The organism is Sphaerisporangium corydalis (assembly GCF_025506355.1).
In the GTDB taxonomy this organism is placed as follows: Bacteria; Actinomycetota; Actinomycetes; order Streptosporangiales; family Streptosporangiaceae; genus Sphaerisporangium; species Sphaerisporangium corydalis.
Genome location: NZ_JANZYP010000084.1, coordinates 18,090 through 35,852 on the forward strand (window position 1 = coordinate 18,090; position 17,763 = coordinate 35,852).

At 71.3% G+C, this 17,763-nt stretch carries 16 protein-coding genes; 9 read left to right on the plus strand and 7 right to left on the minus strand.

All coding sequences use genetic code 11. From position 1 onward, the window contains the following. From NYZ98_RS37200 to NYZ98_RS37230, 7 genes are all read left to right on the plus strand, one after another. Window positions 1-2,016: a serine/threonine protein kinase gene (locus tag NYZ98_RS37200; protein ID WP_262849332.1), complete on the plus strand. Its 2,016-nt coding sequence runs from the start codon at window positions 1-3 to the stop codon at window positions 2,014-2,016. A gap of 6 nt (window positions 2,017-2,022) precedes the next feature. Beyond that, a complete protein-coding gene (locus NYZ98_RS37205; protein WP_262849335.1) occupies window positions 2,023-3,939 on the plus strand; it encodes a serine/threonine-protein kinase in 1,917 nt (638 codons plus the stop codon). Between the two features lie 69 nt (window positions 3,940-4,008). Continuing rightward, on the plus strand, window positions 4,009-4,800 hold the full coding sequence (locus NYZ98_RS37210; protein WP_262849337.1) for a glycosyltransferase family 2 protein: 792 nt from the start codon (window positions 4,009-4,011) through the stop codon (window positions 4,798-4,800). Window positions 4,801-4,973: 173 nt separating this feature from the next. Further along, on the plus strand, window positions 4,974-5,321 hold the full coding sequence (locus tag NYZ98_RS37215) for a hypothetical protein (RefSeq protein ID WP_262849339.1): 348 nt from the start codon (window positions 4,974-4,976) through the stop codon (window positions 5,319-5,321). Between the two features lie 137 nt (window positions 5,322-5,458). After that, the gene (locus NYZ98_RS37220; protein WP_262849342.1) at window positions 5,459-5,776 is read left to right on the plus strand and encodes a PadR family transcriptional regulator; all 318 of its coding nucleotides are present in this window, start codon (window positions 5,459-5,461) and stop codon (window positions 5,774-5,776) included. Then, window positions 5,773-6,951 (plus strand): hypothetical protein, encoded by a 1,179-nt coding sequence (locus NYZ98_RS37225; RefSeq protein WP_262849345.1) that lies wholly within the window; start codon window positions 5,773-5,775, stop codon window positions 6,949-6,951. Before NYZ98_RS37220 ends, NYZ98_RS37225 begins: the two co-directional genes overlap by 4 nt. 181 nt (window positions 6,952-7,132) lie before the next feature. After that, window positions 7,133-8,788 carry a serine/threonine-protein kinase gene (locus tag NYZ98_RS37230; RefSeq protein ID WP_262849348.1) on the plus strand — a complete coding sequence of 552 codons (1,656 nt, stop codon included), beginning with the start codon at window positions 7,133-7,135 and terminating at the stop codon, window positions 8,786-8,788. 19 nt (window positions 8,789-8,807) lie between these two features. On the opposite strand, the gene NYZ98_RS37235 is transcribed toward NYZ98_RS37230, so the two are convergent. From NYZ98_RS37235 to NYZ98_RS37250, 4 genes are all read right to left on the minus strand, one after another. Then, the gene (locus NYZ98_RS37235; protein WP_262849350.1) at window positions 8,808-9,800 is read right to left on the minus strand and encodes an SMP-30/gluconolactonase/LRE family protein; all 993 of its coding nucleotides are present in this window, start codon (window positions 9,798-9,800) and stop codon (window positions 8,808-8,810) included. A 119-nt stretch (window positions 9,801-9,919) separates the two neighbouring features. Next, a complete protein-coding gene (locus NYZ98_RS37240; RefSeq protein ID WP_262849353.1) occupies window positions 9,920-10,510 on the minus strand; it encodes an RloB family protein in 591 nt (196 codons plus the stop codon). Continuing rightward, window positions 10,470-11,810, minus strand: a complete 1,341-nt coding sequence (locus NYZ98_RS37245; RefSeq protein ID WP_262849355.1) for an AAA family ATPase — start codon at window positions 11,808-11,810, stop codon at window positions 10,470-10,472. Before NYZ98_RS37245 ends, NYZ98_RS37240 begins: the two co-directional genes overlap by 41 nt. A 196-nt stretch (window positions 11,811-12,006) precedes the next feature. Further along, a complete protein-coding gene (locus tag NYZ98_RS37250; RefSeq protein ID WP_262849357.1) occupies window positions 12,007-12,615 on the minus strand; it encodes a TetR/AcrR family transcriptional regulator C-terminal domain-containing protein in 609 nt (202 codons plus the stop codon). Between the two features lie 81 nt (window positions 12,616-12,696). Here NYZ98_RS37250 and NYZ98_RS37255 point away from each other — a divergent pair, with 81 nt between their 5' ends. Then, entirely contained in the window at window positions 12,697-13,116 is a 420-nt protein-coding gene (locus NYZ98_RS37255; RefSeq protein ID WP_262849359.1) for an ester cyclase, read from the plus strand. A 174-nt stretch (window positions 13,117-13,290) separates the two neighbouring features. After that, window positions 13,291-15,927 (plus strand): serine/threonine-protein kinase, encoded by a 2,637-nt coding sequence (locus NYZ98_RS37260; protein WP_262849361.1) that lies wholly within the window; start codon window positions 13,291-13,293, stop codon window positions 15,925-15,927. Window positions 15,928-15,936: 9 nt separating this feature from the next. Here the strand turns inward: NYZ98_RS37260 and NYZ98_RS37265 are convergent, their stop codons facing one another. The 3 genes from NYZ98_RS37265 to NYZ98_RS37275 all read right to left on the minus strand — a co-directional run. Next, on the minus strand, window positions 15,937-16,428 hold the full coding sequence (locus NYZ98_RS37265; RefSeq protein ID WP_262849363.1) for a class F sortase: 492 nt from the start codon (window positions 16,426-16,428) through the stop codon (window positions 15,937-15,939). A 199-nt stretch (window positions 16,429-16,627) separates the two neighbouring features. Next, a complete protein-coding gene (locus NYZ98_RS37270; RefSeq protein WP_262849366.1) occupies window positions 16,628-17,569 on the minus strand; it encodes a DUF4397 domain-containing protein in 942 nt (313 codons plus the stop codon). Then, window positions 17,566-17,763: hypothetical protein (locus tag NYZ98_RS37275; RefSeq protein ID WP_262849368.1), on the minus strand; the 198-nt coding region annotated here is incomplete at its 5' end. The genes NYZ98_RS37270 and NYZ98_RS37275, both read right to left, overlap by 4 nt.

Below are 17,763 nucleotides of genomic sequence, written 5' to 3' on the forward strand. Positions count from 1 at the left end.
TTGCGTCCCGCGGATTCGCCCCCCGCCGACGGCCCCGCCGAGATCGGCCCCTACCGCGTCGTCCGCGTCCTGTCGTCGAGCTGCTGCTCGGTCACGACCTACCTCGCCGAGACCGCGTCCGGCGAACGGGTCGCGTTGCGCCACTACGCCGATCCTTCGCTGCGCCGACCGTCCGGCCTGTCCGAACTTGAACGGTTACGCGACGCCCCCGCCGCCGGCACGGTGCACGTGCTCGACGTCCAGGCCGGGTACATCGTCAGCGAGTACGTCGACGGGCCCGACCTGGCCGGGGAGATCGAGCGCCAGGGGCCGCTGGCGGGGGCGGCGCTGCAACGCCTGGCGATCAGCACCGTCACCGCGCTGGCCGCCCTGCACCGGTCCGGGGCCGCCCACGTCGGGATCCGTCCCGACCGCGTCCTGCTCGGCCCCGACGGCCCCCGGCTGATCTACCGGGGCCCGGAGCGGCACGACATGCTCGGGCCCGCCCACGAGACCAACCGCGTGGACGCCACCGTCCTCGCGTGGCACACGCCCGAGGAGCTGGCGGGCGACCGGCCAGGCCAGGCCGCCGACCTGTTCACCTGGGCGTCGGTGATCGCCTACGCGGCGACCGGCCGCGACCCCTTCGACGGCGAGTCGATCACCGAGTCGACGCGGCGGCTGTCGACCGCGGCGGCCAGCCTCGGCCGGCTGGAGGAGGGCCCGCTGCGCGACGCGCTGGCCGACTGCCTGGCCAGGGAGCCGGACGACCGGCCGACCGCCGAGGACACCCTGCTCAGGCTGCTCGGGCACTCCCAGGTCCTCGACACCGCCCTGCCCGACGCCCTCCCTCCCGGGACCGCGCCCCGGCGGCGATCCGCGCCGCGCCGTGTCCTGGTACTGGTCGCCGCGGGCGTCGCCATCGCGCTGGTCAGCAGCGGGATCTCCGCCGCCGTCACCCTCCGGGCCGCCGAGCGGCCCGCCGCCCCCGCTCCCGCGACCTCGGCTCCGGCCGTCGCGGGCTCCTGGACGCCGCGAGCGGTGCCGTCCGCCACCACCACGGCGCTCCCCCCAAAGGTGGACAAGGGCGTGGCCCTCCCCGGGAACCTGGGCACGCTGTACGAGCACCCGGCCGACCCGGTCCGCCTCAGCGCCATCCGGGTCAGCAAGACCCACGACAACGGCCGCACCGACATCTACGCCCGCGATCCGAGGAGCGGCACGTTCGAGCGGGCCGGCTCGACCAACACCGTGGCGGAGCTCTCCCCCGACGGCCGCTACCTGGCCACCATGGACACGCTCTACCTGGCCACCTCGCAGCAGTTGTCCGTGCAGTTCACCGACCACCTCACCGGCGCCAAGTTCGGCATCCCGACGCTGCGCAGCCCGTACGTGTCGTTCGGCATGGCCTGGTCGCGGCAGAGCGACAGCATCGTGGTCAGCGCGCTCCGCAGGGAGAAGGTCGGCAAGGACACCCACGTCTACACCGCGGGATTCGTGATCGTCGACGTGGCCGCGCGCAGCTCGGTGTTCGTGCCCACCACCGACGCCGAGGACGTCAAGGTCGCCGGCACGGCCGTCCAGCCGGAGAGCTTCATCTCCTTCTACCGCTGGGCGCCGGACGGCCGCTCGGTCGCCGCGCGCTACCTCACCGCCGAGTGGGGCAACGGCCTGCGCTTCCGCGACCTGGCGGGGCAGCCGCTGCGGCTGATGCACTGGGTGGGCTCCCCCACCGGCAACGGCGACTGGTTCTCCCCCTCCGGCGACACCTTCGTCACCAGCGGCTGCGAGAAGGTCATCTCGCTCTGCGTGTGGCGGACCACCACCGGGGAGCGGGTCGCCACCATCCCGGTGTCCCCGCAGGGGGGAGCGCTCATCGGCTGGTACGACGACCGGCACATCATCGAGGTCCATTCCGTGACGAAGGACCTGCAGCGGGTGGTGTTGCGCGACTTCGCCGGCCAGGAGGTCCGGGTGCTCGCGGACCTCAACGCCCCCGTAGGCGGACTGGTCGACATCCGCTACACGCGAGGCTGACCGGACATGCCAGGCACCACCCCGCTGCGTCCCAGCGACCCGGCCACCGTCGGCGACTACCGGATCGTCGGCCGACTCGGGTCGGGCGGCCAGGGCGTCGTCTACCTGGCCGAGCCGCCGGAGGGCGAACCCGTCGCGATCAAGATGCTGCACGCCTCGCCGGACACCCTGTCGGCGATGCGGTTCCGCCGCGAGTCCGAGGTGCTGCCCAAGGTCGCGTCGTTCTGCACCGCGCAGGTGCTGGAGACCGGCTTCGCCGGGACCGTGCCGTACATCGTCAGCGAGTACATCGACGGGCCGACCCTCCAGGAGGCGGTGGCCCAGCGCGGCCCGCTGCACGGCCGCGAGCTGCACCGGCTCGCGGTGGGCACGATCACCGCCCTGGCCGCGATCCACCGCGCCGGGGTGGTGCACCGCGACTTCAAGCCGGCCAACGTCCTGCTGAGCCGTGACGGACCCCGGGTCATCGACTTCGGCATCGCCCGCCAGGCCGGCGGGGACGTCACCGAGGGCGGCCCGATCGGCACCCCGTCGTACATGGCCCCCGAGCAGCTCGGGGACACCCCGGCGGGTCCCCCCGCCGACATGTTCGCCTGGGCCTGCACCATGGTCTTCGCCGCCACCGGGCGCCCGCCGTTCGGCGCCGACTCGCTGCCGGCGATCCTGAACAGGGTCCTGCACTCCGACCCCGACCTCGGCGGGCTCGAAGGCGAGCTGGGCGACCTGGCCACCGCCTGCCTGGCGAAGGATCCGAGGGCCCGGCCGATGAGCAGGCAGGTGCTGCTCCAGCTCCTCGGGCGGCCCGCGGCCGCGCCGACCGGGGCGGCGGGCCAGGAGGAGCTCGCTGCGGGCAGCTCGTACGCCGACCGGCCCACCGCGACCCGGCGGCCGCGCCGGCTCGCCGTCGTGCTGGTCGCCGCCTGCCTGCTGGTGGGCGCGGGGCTGGTGTACCGGGTCCTGCCCAAGGGCTCCACCACGGCCACGCCCAGGCCCACGCCCTCGGTCGCCGTCTCGACCGCCACCGCGGGGCCGCTTCCGACGACCGCACGCGAGGTCGCGATCCCCGACCTCGGGGCGAAGGTGTACGAGAACCCCGCCGACCCGCTGCGGCTCACCGCGTTCATCCACACCGACTCCAACCTGATCTTCACGGCCGCGTGGCGCTCGCCGGACGGCGCCTTCCACGACGTCGAGGAACGGATGATGTTCCAGGTCTCCCCCGACAGGACGGGCATGGCGGGCGTCCAGGAGTTCCCGCAGTACGCCCAGGGGGACGGCAACGAGGTGCACTTCGCCGGCCGCCTCCACGAAGACGAGTTCCGGGTCCCCACCGTCGCGCGCCCGCTCGCCGTGCGCGGCATGATCTGGTCGGAGGACAGCCGCCGGGTACTGCTGACCACGTACGACGCGACCGCCAGCACCGGCGACAGCGTGGGGTTCGCCATCGTGGACCGCGAGACCCGGAAGACCACCGTCGTCAAGGTCGACGGCGCGGGCACCGGGCGGTCGAACTTCGTGTGGGCGCCCGGCGACGCGGGAGTCGTGAGGGCGGTGGGCAAGAACGCCGAAGGCGTCCGGTTCTACGGTCTGGACGGCAGGCTCCAGCGCACGCTCAAGGGGCTCCGCGTCCCGGAGGACAGCGTTCCCGTGGTGTCCTCCAAGGGCCGGATGGCCGCGCTGTGCCCGGGGAAGCGGCACGCCGCCTGCGTCGTGGACCCGGCCACCGGCGCCCGTCAGGCGACGGTCCCGCTGCCCAAGGACTCCCTGCTCTGGTTCTGGTTCGGCCAGGACCATCTAGGCATCTACGACAAGTCAGCCAAACGCCCGCAGCTCCGGGCCCTGGACCTGACCGGGCGGACGGTCCGTGTGCTCGCCGACTTCACCCCGGGCACCACGTGGCTGGTCCACTGGAGCAGCGGCTGATCCCCGCCGGGCGCGGTCGTGCAAGGGTGCGTCAAGCCGCTTGCAGGTGGCATGCCCGATAATGCGCGCATGACGACGTACGGACTCGCCTCGACCCAGGGCAAGTACACCCGGGTCAGCGATGACCTGGCCATCGGGGCCACGGTCACCGTGGTGGTTCCCGCCATGAACGAGGCGGAGAACCTGCCGCATGTGTTCGCCACCCTGCCGCACTGGATCGACGAGGTCGTCCTGGTCGACGGCAACTCCACCGACGAGACCGTGGCCGTCGCGAAGGCCTTACGCCCTGGGCTGCGCGTCGTCACGCAGAGCGGCCGGGGCAAGGGGAACGCGCTCACCGAAGGCTTCGCCGCCGCGACCGGCGACATCATCGTCATGATCGACGCCGACGGCTCCACGGACGGCCGCGAGATCATCCGCTTCGTGTCCGCGCTGGTCGCCGGGGCCGACTTCGCCAAGGGCTCGCGCTACGCCTCCGGCGCGGGGTCGGACGACATCAGCTTCACCCGCTCGTTCGGCAACACGGTGCTGACCACGCTGACCAACATGCTGTACGGCACCCGCTACACCGACCTCTGCTACGGGTACAACGCGTTCTGGGCGCGCCACCTCGACGTCCTGGCGCTCGACTGCGACGGCTTCGAGATCGAGACGCTGATGAACGTGCGGGCCGCCCAGGCGGGGCTCTCCGTGCACGAGGTGCCGAGCCACGAGCACTGCCGCATCCACGGCACGAGCAACCTGCACGCCGTGCGCGACGGCTGGCGCGTCCTGAAGACCATCGTCCGCGAGCGCGCCCGCCGCACCGTCCTCGAACCGATCCAGCAGGTCACCCCGCTGTCCGAGCACGTCGCCGCCTGACGTCTTGCTTTCGTTCGCGTCCTTCGTGTCGCGCGGTCAAGGGTTGGCATGTCATTCGAACTCCTCTTCGAAGAGTAGCCCATGGTGTGCGGGTTCGGTTGCGGAGTCCACGAGAAGTTGATACTGCTTGCGCTAGCGAGCCCCCGATGATCTTTTGGTGGGGGGTGGGTCGCGTGGCCAGGTCCAGGCAGGCGCGGGTGGTGCGGAGGCTGGAGGACGCCTCCAAGGTCGTCAGGGCCACGTCCGGGCTGCTCAGGCACACCTCGGGGCTGCTTCGCCAACTCGTCATGATGGTCGGCTGGCTGGTCCTGCTGGCCGGTTCGGTCCGCCTGCTGCTCGACCCTCCCGCCGCGCTCTCCCTGGCCCACTTCCTCACGCCCGGCGCCGGGGCGGTGGCGGTCGTCCAGGGCCTTCTCCGGCCGCCGGCCCGCTGGTGGCCGCCGGAGCCGCCCGCCCCCGCCCTCACCCTGGCCGAGACCCGCCCGGACCACGACTCCGCCCGGCCGGGCGGCAGGTCATGAGGCGGTACCCCCGGTGGTGGTCGCCCACTCGCCGTTGGCCGGCGGGGCACCGACTTCGGCGGACGGCGTCCAGAGGCGGGGGTTCCAGGTCGGCCGTCGCGTTGCGCCTACTAACTCTATATAGGTAGCGTTATCGCGTGACCCGAGTCAGGCGCCCGTCTCCGCAGACCATCGCCGTCCTGTCCGCTCTCGCCGCCACCCCGGCCGAGTGGCGGTACGGCTACGAACTCGGCCGGGAGATCGGGCTCAAGGCCGGCTCGCTCTATCCGATCCTCATGCGGCTGGCCGACCGGGGGATGCTGGAAACCTCCTGGGAGACCGGCCCGCCGCCAGGACGCCCACCCCGGCACCTGTACCGGCTCAGCGGCGCGGGCCGCGCACTGGCCGCCGAAACCGCCACGCCCGCCACGGCCGCTCCGCGCACCAGCCGAGGCAAGCTGCGGGGTGCGTGGTGAACGGCCCATCCGTAGGGACCGGCGCGGCGGGCCGGCTCCTCGCCCTGGCGACCTGGCTGCTGCCCGCCGCCCGCCGCGAGTGGGGGCTGGCCATGCGGGCCGAGTTCCTCCAGGTCGAGGGCCGATCGGCACGCATGCGCTTCGCCCTCGGCTGCGTACGGGCGGCACTGCTGCAACCGGCGGTGCTACGCCCCATCGGCTTCCTCGCGGGCACCACCACCGCGGTCTGCCTGGTGCTGGCCGGTGGCATCGTCCACACCGGCGCCCGGATCGTGATCACCACCCTGGTCCTGGTCCTCGCGTCACTGGCCTGGCTGGGCGGCCGGCCCGGCCTGCTCGGTCCGGCGGGACCCTCCCGGACGGACCTCGCGGTGCGGGCCGGCGGCTTCGCCGCAGCGGGGGTCTACCTGCTGGTGGCCGTCCTGGACAACCGTGGCCCCCAGTACCTCCGCCCCGAACTCGGCGTACCGCTCGGCATGATCCTTCTCGTGCTGTACGTCGTCGTCATGCTGGCCATGACGGCCCGAGGATCGACCGTCGCGCCCGCCGCTCCGGCCTTCGGCATAGGCGCCGGCCTCCTCGCGGGTGCGGCCTGCTTCGCCGTCATGCCTTTCGAACGCGTCCTGCCGCCCCTGGCGGACGGCCTGCCGGGGCACGGCCTGTGGCTGGTGGCGATCGTCGCCGGCGCGCCGGCCCTGGCGATGGCCGAGGTGGGCCGGCGCACCGACAGCCCACGGCAGGCCCTCCTAGCCGCGCTGATCGGCGGCGCCGTCTGCGCCGCTGTGGTCGCCGTGCTCGGCGACGGGGCGTGGCTGGTCTTCCCCGACCGGATGCCGAGCATCGTCCCGCAGAACGCGGGGCCGGCCGCCGTCCGGCACGCGCTGAACCGGCTCGAAGCCGGGGACGCCTACGTGGAGGCCATGATCTGGGGCGCGCTGCTCGCCGGGGTGACGGCCGCCATGATCCGCCCGGCCGTCCGTTCCTGGACCGTCGTCCTGCGCGCGACGACCGTCGCCGGCGGCGTCCTCGCCTTCGCCTGCGCCGAGACCGGCAACGTGGACCTCGCCGTGCTGACCGTCCTCGCCGCCCTTGTTTGCGGCCTCCTCACCCTGGCCACCGCCCCCCGCCGTACCACCCCACCGCCGGTCACGGAACCCGCGACCGGCACACCGTGAGGCACCAACCGGCCTCCCTGAAACGTCCGTCACCGGCCACCGAGGCCCTCCGGCGGGCGCGGCCCGAGGCGCGCAGCGGCCTCCACCTCAAACGGCCCGGCGGACTTTCGCGAACGACCCGCCCCTCCCCGCGTCCGGCGGAAGCGTGGCCTGGTATGCGAAAGATCGCCATAATACGGGCGTGGCTGAGACGCGTCGGATCGGACCGTACACGCTCGTGCGCACGCTCGGCGAAGGCGGCATGGGCATCGTCCACCTCGCCCAGGCCCCGGACGGGAGCCTGGTCGCGCTCAAGGTGATGCGTCCCGAACTGGCCACCCGGGAGGACTTCCGGCGCAGGTTCCGCAAAGAAGCGCAGGCCGCGCAGCGGGTCGCCCGGTTCTGTACCGCTCCCGTGCTCGACGCCGACATGGACGGCGAGGTGGCCTACCTCGCCACCGAATTCGTCGACGGACCCGACCTCGGCTCGGTGATCGCCGCCCAGGGGCCGATGGACGGCGCCGACCTGGAGGCCCTGGCCGTCGGGGTCGCCGCGGCGCTGACCGCGATCCACCGCGCGAACGTGGTCCACCGCGACCTCAAGCCGTCCAACATCCTGCTCAGCCCGTTCGGCCCGCGAGTGATCGACTTCGGCATCGCCCAGCTCGCCGACACCCTCACCGCGCAGACCGCCACCCTGATCGGCACACCCCAGTACATGGCGCCCGAGCACGCGAACGGCACGACCGTGGGGCAGGCGGCCGACGTGTTCGCCTGGGGCTCGGTGATCACCTACGCGGGCACCGGCAGCCCGCCGTTCGGCTCGGGGGCCGTGCCGGAGGTGCTCTACCGCGTGGCCCACCACGCGCCCAAGCTCGACGGCCTAGACGAGAGCCTGCGTCCCCTGGTGGAACGTGCCCTGGACAAGGACCCCACCCGCCGCCCCACGGCCCAGCGCCTCCTGGACCACCTCGTCGGCGGAGAACAGGTAGAAATCGCCGCCGCCACCCGAATAGTCAGCGAAATCTGGTCCACAACCACCCCCCACAACCCCCCACCGCCGTCCTCCCCACCCACCCCGCCAGAGGTCTCGCCTCCCACCCCACCGGCGACCACGCCGTCCGCCGCCAGGCGCCTGCGGACGCCCGCCATCATGGTGTCGGCCGCCCTGGCCGTGACCGCGGGACTCACGCTCGTCGTCTGGCATCCATGGTCCGGCGGGACCTCCACGTCACAGCCCGCCCAGCCGAAACAGGAAGCCGGATGGCGACTCGTGAAGGCGAACGAGAGGATCGTCATCCGTCCCCCGGCCACCGAAGGCGACGCCACCGCCGACTGCGCGCTGGCCCGGTCGACCTTCCTCAACGCGGACGGCCTGACGATCACCTCCGAGGCCCTCCATGGCGGCTACATCGGCCCCGACGAGACCTTCGAGTACATGAACTGCGGCCAGGGCGGCACCGCGCTCGGCAGCGGCCTCAGACTTCTCGACAACAGGGGCCTCATGGGCTCGGTCGACCACCAGGACGTCACCCCCACGGAATGCCGCGACGCCGCACGCGAGTCCAACCTGCCCAACCCGATCACGATCCCGCAGATCCAGCACGACACGATCCTCAAACCCGGCACCGGCATCTGCATCGAAACCAGCAAAAAGAACGTAGACCTCCTCTGGATCCTCCGCGCCGACAAACACCCCGAAAACCACAACCTCCGCACTTACCTAATCTCCGCCACCCAGTGGATCCCGACGAGCACGGCCGGCAGTGCTCCTGGCCCGGCGGCGATCATGGTTCGAGAGGTCGTCGGCCGGTTCCTTGGGGGTGGGATCGGCCGACGGCGCTCAGGTTGGGATTAGTTGGGGTGGCGGGTTGGGGTCAGGGGGTGGGGAGCCAGCGGATTTTGAAGGGGAGGTTCGGGGGCTGGCCGGACTGGAGGCGGAGGACCTGGCCCTCGGTCACGTAGAGGCCCCGGGGCGTCTTCACCACGGAGGTGGGCTGGTCGAGGGTGCTGTTCGCCACCGTCACGGTGCCGGCGCGCGTGTCGACGACGTCCAGGCGGCCCGGGTTCTCGGCGACCAGCAGGTGGGTGCGGTCGAGCATCCGGATGCCGTCGGGGTTGACGAAGTGCTGGCCGAAGTCGAGCAGCTTGGCCGGCCGGGCCGATCCGTCGGCGGCGATGTCGACCTGGAGGAGGTCTCCGCTGGCGTAGTTGGTCGTGTAGAACGAGCGCACGCCGTCGAACGCGATGCCGTTGATCTGCAGCCCCGGTCCGTTCGTGAACAGCGGGTCGCTCGACCACACCGAGAGCGTGCCCCCGGTGGCGGTCACCGGGCTGGGCGTGGTCAGCCGGAGGATGCGTCCGGGCGCCTGCGGGCTGGCCGTCGGGTTGGTCGTGTCGGTGAGGTAGACGGCGCCACGGGCCAGCGTGAGGTCGGCGCAGACGCCGCCGTCCGGCAGGGTGTACCCGGCGACCAGTGCCCCGGTGGACAGGTTGAACGCCTTCAGGACGGTGGGCGTCTGGAACGAGAGGTCGATCGCGCACGCCCACAGGACGTTGCGTCCCGGGTCGGCGAGCACCCCGGCGGTGCCGATGTTCACCCCGGCCGGCACGAACGTCTGGGCCGTCGCGGAACCCGCGGGGACCCGGTCGATCTCGCCGGTCACGATGCTCGAGACGAACAGCGTGCCCCCGGGCGTCGCCGCGATGCTCTCCGGGTAGTAGTCATCGCCGGGAATGACGACGTCGGACGGCTGGTGCCGCGCGGCGGCCGCGTCCTGCTCGCCGGCCAGCGCCGCCGAGGCGGGACCGACGGCGGCCAGAACGCTCAGGCACAGCGCGAGGAAAAGGGTACGAGGCAGAGGCCTCATGCCACCTCCTGGAAACGACGACGGCTCCACCCTGGCGCCGTCCGAAGTTGATCATAGGAGGCGGAACCCATCCGTAAACGACCTTTCGGACAAGCCACATGGAACCCCTGTGCGGGCGATCAGCCCCGAAGGCTCTCGACCAGCCGCCAGACGCCGGTGGAGGGGTTCCTCAGCGGATCGCGGCCGTCCGGGTCGAGCTTTCGCGCCCTGCGGCAAGCGGCGTCCACACGGCCGGAGAAGTCGGCGAACCTGGTGTTGCCTTCGCTCCAGGTGGGGAGCACCTCCTTCAGCCTCCGCTTGGCGTCGTCGGCCGACTGGAAAGGCCTCGCGCAGTCGGCGTGATGGAGGATCAGCCATAATTCGAAACTCGGCGTCGACAGGCCGAGTTCGATCGGGCCGTTCTTCGCCTCCTTCACCAGGTCACACGTGAGCGATTCGTTCAACTCGGTGTCCACGACGCACCAGACGCCGTCGTATTCGTCCGATGCCCGGCTCACGGCTTCGCGGACCTTGGCGAGGTGGTCCCCTTTGGGAATGTCGACATCGAGTTGCGGACCACGCCGGGAGCGCATACCAACGAAGTAGTCTTTCTCGGTTTTTCCCTCACACAAAATCAAGAAGCTGCGACGTTCTTCTCGCGTGCCACCCTTGTTCCGCGCGAGGTTCGTTTCAGGGCCGACCTTCCTGGTCGTACGCTCCCGAGAAGCCATCGTCCCCCTCTTCACGCGTTGACAGAGCCGCGGCAAAGAGCTCGTCATTGACGATAGGGACAGCACCATAGCGCCCGGCCAGGTATCTCCGCTCCCGGTTCTCGTCTCGGCGCGGATTGAAATCCGACAAGGGGAATATTTCGGTCGCACCACATTCGTTCTTCTCGGTGAACCAGATGTGGTCCCGATGAAGAACCTCCGCGCCCTGGATCCGACCGAGCAATGTCGGATCGTGACTGGTGAAGATGAGCTGGGCTCCCAAGGGATTCGTCGCGGAATCCGTGAACAACCGGATGATTTGCGCTGACAGGTAGGGATGCAGGCTCGAATCTAGCTCGTCCACGATCAGTGAGCTTCCCTGGTCGAGCGAGATAAAGACCGGCAGGCCCATCTCGTAGAGGGCGCGCGTCCCGAGAGACTGGTCGCGCAGCCCCAGGGCGAAAGTTCCCGTCTCCCCTCGATGCCGGAATACGAGATGCTTGCGCCGTTTTCCCCGCCTGCTGATTTCCGCCAGGCGAACGGCCCGGCCGGTGGCCGTCCGAGATTCATCGAGCCCGTCGAGCCGGGCGGCACGCTCGGCGAACTCGGCATCCGTCTCCTCGATCAGCTCCGCTGATTCGATCCCGGTGTCGGCGGCCTGGAGCAGGGTCGTCAGCCGATCGAAATAGCCGAATCTCTCCAACGCCTCCGCCGTCATGACCGCAGGACGAAGGGAACCGGCAACCAGAGGCTTGCGGTCCTGGATATCAGCGAACCAGTCGTAGACCGGCCGGACGAGAACCTGCCTCGATCTGGCCGCGACGGACAGGAAGAGCACGTTCGACTCCGTGATCTCCTCCACCTGCCGCATGGAATCCGGAGAATCCCCGAAGGAGTATTCGTCCAGCGCCCTACGGAAGATCAGGCGTTTCCGCTTCTGCGGATAGCTGTACATCCACTCCTCGGTCACCTGCGCGTCGTCGACCGAGAAGCCGTAGGTGTACTGAACCCGCTCCAGCATCAGATCGACCACGAAAGTGGACGGCTCATCGCGAGCGGCGATGCCCAGGGCGAAGGGTTGACGCCGGACACCGGCACCCGGTTCGCTCTCACGCAGAGAGCCGAGCACCAGGTCCCGCATGTAGACCATCGCGTCGATGACGTTGGACTTACCCGAGGCGTTGGGACCGAACAACCCGACTACGGGAACGCCCTCCCAATCGACGTCGGACGGGCCGTCGGCGCGGTAACTGGGGGTGAGCAGAAGTTGTTGCTCGCTGCGAAGCGATCGATGGTTGGCCACGCGGAAACTCAGCAACATCGGCCTGCTGCCTCCTCGTCCACACGGTTTCTACCCCCGGCCGTGTGGAAGAACCGCACGGACGGGCGTCGGCAACATTACGCGACCATCCGTCCGGCGTACTGGAGGAACCCTGGTATTTTGCCGCCCAGCCAATCCAGTAAACCCGACATATTTCTCATCTATTACTAAACATCCGCGTGCGTTCGGCACAACGTCAGGGCTGTGGCGGATTGTCAGGGGAAAGGCCGCGGATCAGGGCGTTGAGGGCGTAGTGGAAGCGGGACTCGTGGTCTTCGGGGGTGCCCAGGCCGGCGTGGATGGCGGCCAGGGCGTTGGGGAAGTCGGACGGGTCCATGTCGGGGAGTTTCGGTGGGGGACTGCCGGGGGGGTCGACCTCGGCGAGGCACTGGCCGGTGGTGAACATGGCGACGGTGTTGACCACGTGGAAGGCCTCACGCAGGCCGAAGCCCGCCTCTCTGAGGATGACCACGATCGCCTCCAGCATGCGCATGGCGTCGGGGGTGGTCACCGGACGGGTGGCGACCAGTTGCACGACGCCCGGGTGTGCCAGGAGTTCGCGCCGGAAGGAGACGGCGAAGTCGCGGATCAGCCGGCGCCAGTCGGGGTGGGGGCTGACCACGAACGCCCGGGTCATGATCCGCTCGACGAGGCCGTCGAGGACCGCGTCCTTGTTGGGCACGTAGTAGTAGATCGTCATGGCCTCTACGCCGAGCGCGGCGCCGAGCCTGCGCATGGACAGGCCGCTGACGCCCACCTGGTCGACCAGGTCCAGCGCGGCGTCGAGCACACGCTCGCGGGACATCCTCGTCATCGCACCCCTTGACTTTCTTACGCCGTAAGATACATGATGACGCTCGTCTTACAGCGTAAGAGAGAGGCCGGAATGGACAACAAGCAGATCGTTCGAGGACTGTTCGACGCGACCAACGAGCGCAGGCTGGACGACCTGCCCACCTACGTGGCACTCGACGTCGTCGACCACAACAAGATCATTCACGGCGAGCCGGACGAGCCAGGGGCGGCGTTCGACGCCATCCGGATGCAGCTCGACGCGTTCGACCCGTTCCTCATGCACGTCGAGGAGCTCATCGCCGAGGGCGACAAGGTGGTCGCGCGGCTGACCATGTCCGGCACGCACAGCGGTGCCCACCCCCGCATGCCCGAACCGACGCGGCGGGACTTCCAGAACGAGGCGATCTTCGTGTTCACGCTGGCCGACGGGAAGATCAGCGAGATCCGCGCCGTCAGCGACCGCCTCGGGCTGTTCCTGCAGCTCGGCTGGGACTGGCCCACGACCGACTGACCGAAGCCCAAGGGGTGCCGGCGGCGTATGTGGTGGTGTGCCGCGCGTCCGTGGCGATTCGTCGCGGGGAAGACTGCGCGAAGTCTCTCGTTCGCCTTCGTGACACGCTCCCCTTTCGCGGGTTCGGCGGGGTCGCCTAGGGTCGGGAGGCAGCGGGTCGCCGGGAGGTGGGGAGTGCCGGGAAGCCGTCCGTTACGGCCGGGTGAGATCGAGTCGATCGGCGCGTACCACCTGGTCGGCCTGCTCGGGGAGGGCGGCCAGGGAACGGTCTACCTGGCGGAGTCCACGGACGGGACGCCCGTGGCGATCAAGGTGCTGCACGCCCGGCTGGTCGACGACGCGGACGCGCGGATGCGGTTCCTGCGCGAGATCGACCTGGCCAGGAGGGTCGCCGAGTTCTGCACGGCGCGGGTGCTGGACGCCGACGTGACCCATGACCGGCCGTACATCGTCAGCGAGTACGTCGAAGGCGAGTCGCTCGACCAGCTCGTGCGCCGGGAGGGTCCCCGCGACGGCGGGCCGCTCGACCGGCTGGCGGTGAGCACGGTGACCGCGCTGGCGGCGATCCACCGGGCGGGCATCGTGCACCGCGACTTCAAGCCGAGCAACGTGCTGCTGGGCACGGACGGCCCGCGCGTGATCGACTTCGGGATCGCTCGGATGATGGACGTCGCGGCGACCATGGCGAGCAAGGTCCAGGGCACGCCGTCGTACATGTCGCCCGAGCAGCTCCAGGGCTGGCAGCCGGGACCGGCGTCGGACGTCTTCAGCTGGGCGGTGCTGATGACGTTCGCCGCGACCGGCCACCCGGCGTTCGGCAGCGACAGCATCCCCGCGGTGATGAACCGCATCATGACCCGCGAACCCGACCTTACGGGCGTGCCGGAACGGCTGCGCGACCTGCTCGCGGCCTGCCTGACCAAGGACGCGCGTCGGCGGCCCAGCGCCGGGCAGGCGCTGTTCGCGCTCGTGGAGAGGGACGGGGAGGCGACCCAGCCGAGCGAGATCCCGGCCGCGGGGCGCGGGGGTGGTAAGCCGGATGGGACGTCCGCGTACGTACCGGAGCGGGAGGGGATGTCCGCTCATGTACCTCTCGCGTCTTCTCAGGGTGCCGAGCCGGGTGCTCGGCTTGTCGGGCCGGATGCACGGCTTGTCGGGCCGGGTGAACGGTCTGCCGATGCCGGGGTGGGCGGACGGCCCGTCGATGCTGAGCGGGGTGGAGGGCCTGGTGTTGCCGGAGCGGGCGGACGGCCTGACGGTGGCGGCGGGGCGGGCGGACGGCCGGGCGAACGGCCTGGCGGCGGTGAGGCGGGTGGGGGTTCGTCGGGTAGGACGGGGGTGAGCGGGAGGGGGTCACGTCAGGACCGGCGCGACGGGGCCGGATCCAGCGGGATCGAGGTCGTGCCGGACGGCGGGTCGCCGGGCTCACCGGTCGACGGCGGGGCGCCGGGCGCGACGGGTTCGGGTGAGACTGCGGCGGGTTCGGGTGAGACCGCGGCGAGTGCGGGCGAGGCCGCGCAGGGGTTGGGTGGGACCGGGCCGGGTTCAGGCGGGACCGGGCCAGGTTCAGGTGGGATCGCGTCAGAGTCGGGTGGGATCGGGCCGGGGTCGGGTGGGACCGCGTCCGGGTCGGGTGGGACCGCGCCGTCGGAGAGTGGGTCCGGCGGTGCTGGAGGGGTGACCCGGCCGACGCGCTCGAGACCGCCTCGCGGGGTGCTCGCCGTCGTGTCCTTCGGCGTGGCGGTGGCCGTGGCCGGGGGGTCGTTCGCGGTGTTCAGCAGGGAGCGGCAGCCGTCCGTGCCCCGGCCGGGGGCGTCGGGGACGACGGCGGCGGTGGTGGTGGTTCCTTCGGTCGGCCCTGGATTCGGCGCTCCGCTCGGCGGGCCGTTCACCGGGCGGACCACGGACGTGCTCGCGGTCGCGGCGGCCGAGGTGGACGGGCGGCCGGTGACGCTCTCCGCCGGTCGCGACAGTGTGATCCGGATGTCGGAGGCCGGCACCCGCGAGGCGTCCCGGCGGTCGTTCAAGGTGGGCACGCCGTACGTGTCGTCGCTCGCGGTAGGGCAGGTGAAGGGGCGGCCCGTGGTCGTCTGCGGCGGGTTCGGCGGCGGGGTGTGGGTGTGGGACCTCACGACGGGCGCCATGCTGGGCCGCCCGTTCCGCGGACATCGCGGGGACGTGCTGGCGGTCGCGCCGTTCGAGCTGGATGGGCGTGGTGTCGTGGTGTCGGGCGGGCATGACGGGCTGCGGGTCTCCGACGCGGCCACCGGACGTGAGGTCGCCTCGCCGCTGCGTGGCAAGGGCGGCGAGATCACGTCGGTGACCGTCGCCGCGCTGGACGGGCGGCCGGTCGTGGTCTCCGGCGGCGTGGACGGCACCGTCCGGGTGTGGGACCCGGCCGGCGGGCGGCTGCTCGCCGGGCCGTACCGCGACGGCGGCACGGCGGTCGCCACGCTGGCCGTGGGCGAGTCGGCCGGGCGTCCGGTGATCGTCTCCGGCGGGGACAGGACGGTGCGGGTGCGCGACCTGCGCACCGGCCGGGCGGTCGGGCAACCGTGGAAGGGGCACACCGACCGCGTGGTGACGCTGGCGGTCACGAAGGTCGACGGCCGTCCGGTGGTCGTCTCGGGGAGCTGGGACCGGACCGTCCGGGTATGGGACCTTGCCACGGGCACGCCACTCGGCCATCCGCTCACGGGACCTGCGGGCTGGATCAGCTCGGTGGCGGTGACCAGGGTGAACGACACCCCTGCGGTGGTCGCGGGCACCAACGACGGCGAGATCTGGACCTGGAGCCTGGACCCCCGCTGATCCGCCGGGTCAGTGAGTGAGGGAAGCGAAGACGATCACGTTGTCGACGTAGTGGCCGGTGTGGGTGTCGAACGCGCCGCCGCAGGTGATGAGCCTGAGTTGGGGGTCGGGGGTCGCGCCGTAGACGTCCCTGGTGGGGAAGGCCGCCTTGGTGGTGACGCGTACCGAGTCGACCTGGAAACGGACGCTGGTGCCGTCGGCGCGGCCGATGGCGATCTGGTCCCCCGCGCGGAGCCGCTGCAGTTCGGCGAAGACCGCTGGTCCGGTCCTGCTGTCCACATGACCTGCGATGACGGCCGGCCCGGTGTCGCCCGGCCGGACCCCCGCCGCGTACCAACCGGCCCGGCCGGGGTCGCGTGGCGGGGTGAGCTCCCCTGCCGGGCCGATCGCGAGCCTTTCCAGGCCGCCGCTGATCCTGAGGGCAGGCACGGCGAGCGTGACGGGCTCCGCGTGCCGCGCGGGCGCGGTCGCCGTGGGCGGCACGGCCACCTGCCCGGGCACCGCGGACCATACGGGCCGGGGTCCGGGCGTACTGGGGGTACCTGATGTACCAGGCGTGTCCGATCTGATGGGCGTACCGGGTGCGCCAGGGCTGCTACCGGAAACCGCCGCGCATCCCGTGAGTAGGCACGCGCATATGAGGCTCGCGCCGAGGAGCGGGATTCCGCGCAGGGTGGTGCGCACCGAGGAGACCGGCCTGTCAGCCGGCGCCATTACCGCGCCTGGCGCGCCTCACCAGGACAAGGGTCATGACCATCCCAGCGACGAGCACTCCCGCCGCGACGGGGCCGATGCCGGACGAGCCACTCGCGATCGGCTCGTCAGCCGTGGAGGCCAGGCCGCCGAGGCCGGTGTTGATGCCGCCTTTGGGGGTGATGCCGGGGCCGGCGGCGTCGCGGGTGTCGAGCAGGGTCAGGCCGTTCTTGCCGTCCAGGACGATGATCGTGTGCAGGGCGCCGGAGGTCAGGGCGACGCGCGCTCTGGCCGACTCGCCGCCCTGGCCCTTGGCCGTGACGACGAGCGGGCCGGCCGGGTGGGCGCGGTAGGCGGACGCCGTGCCGAAGCGAAGCCGGGGTTCCAGGACGACGCCGCCCGCCCCCAGGCGCAGCGCCCGGCTCTTGAGGGAGGCCGCGACGAACCTGATGCCCCCCTTGCCTGCGGGCATACGCGCGGTGTCGGGCAGCACCGACAGCCGGATGCTCTTGAACGGCCCCGTGCCCGCGACGGTGTACGCCTCGCCGGCGGTGACGCGCACGTTGGTGGAGAGCACGGGCGGGGTCGACGCCTTGGCGCCCGCCGCGCGCATCGCCACGGTGTACTGCCCCGCGGACAGCTTCTGGTACGGCGACAGCGCGCCGTACGGGACGTGCTTGAGCACCAGCTTCGGCGTCTCGCCACCGAAGTCGTACAGGTAGACGTCCACGGCGGGCGTGTCCGGGGAGAAGTGCGCGAGCCTGACATATCCGGCGGCTGATCGGGAGACGGCCAGGGCCGGAGCGGCAAGGGCGGGCACGGCGACGGCGGGCACGGCGACGGCTGAAGCGGTGAGCGCCGGGGCAGCGGCGGCCGGGGCGGCGTGAAGCGTGGCCGGGCTTGTCAGTAGTAACGCCAGCAGGGCTACCAGCGGACGAGGCGTCTTCATGTGAGGTCGTCTCCAGGGGGTGGGTGAGCGCGGAGGAGAGGGAGGACGTTGGGCGCCGGGGAGGAGATGGGCTCGGCGTCCAGCAGGGGTGAGTACTCGTGGAGGAGCTGGGTGACGTTGTGCGCGACAAAGGAGATCGGCGCGCCCGTCCAGCGGGGGCTGGTGGTTGTGGAGGAGAGGGGGTGGTGGTGTGG

Bases quoted from the DNA above. Each gene is read 5' to 3' on its own strand.
- NYZ98_RS37205 (WP_262849335.1), top strand. From the start codon at position 2,023: ATGCCAGGCACCACCCCGCTGCGTCCCAGCGACCCGGCCACCGTCGGC.
- NYZ98_RS37210 (WP_262849337.1), top strand. From the start codon at position 4,009: ATGACGACGTACGGACTCGCCTCGACCCAGGGCAAGTACACCCGGGTC.
- NYZ98_RS37235 (WP_262849350.1), bottom strand. From the start codon at position 9,800: ATGAGGCCTCTGCCTCGTACCCTTTTCCTCGCGCTGTGCCTGAGCGTT.
- NYZ98_RS37240 (WP_262849353.1), bottom strand. From the start codon at position 10,510: ATGGCTTCTCGGGAGCGTACGACCAGGAAGGTCGGCCCTGAAACGAAC.
- NYZ98_RS37245 (WP_262849355.1), bottom strand. From the start codon at position 11,810: ATGTTGCTGAGTTTCCGCGTGGCCAACCATCGATCGCTTCGCAGCGAG.
- NYZ98_RS37250 (WP_262849357.1), bottom strand. From the start codon at position 12,615: ATGTCCCGCGAGCGTGTGCTCGACGCCGCGCTGGACCTGGTCGACCAG.
- NYZ98_RS37255 (WP_262849359.1), top strand. From the start codon at position 12,697: ATGGACAACAAGCAGATCGTTCGAGGACTGTTCGACGCGACCAACGAG.
- NYZ98_RS37270 (WP_262849366.1), bottom strand. From the start codon at position 17,569: ATGAAGACGCCTCGTCCGCTGGTAGCCCTGCTGGCGTTACTACTGACA.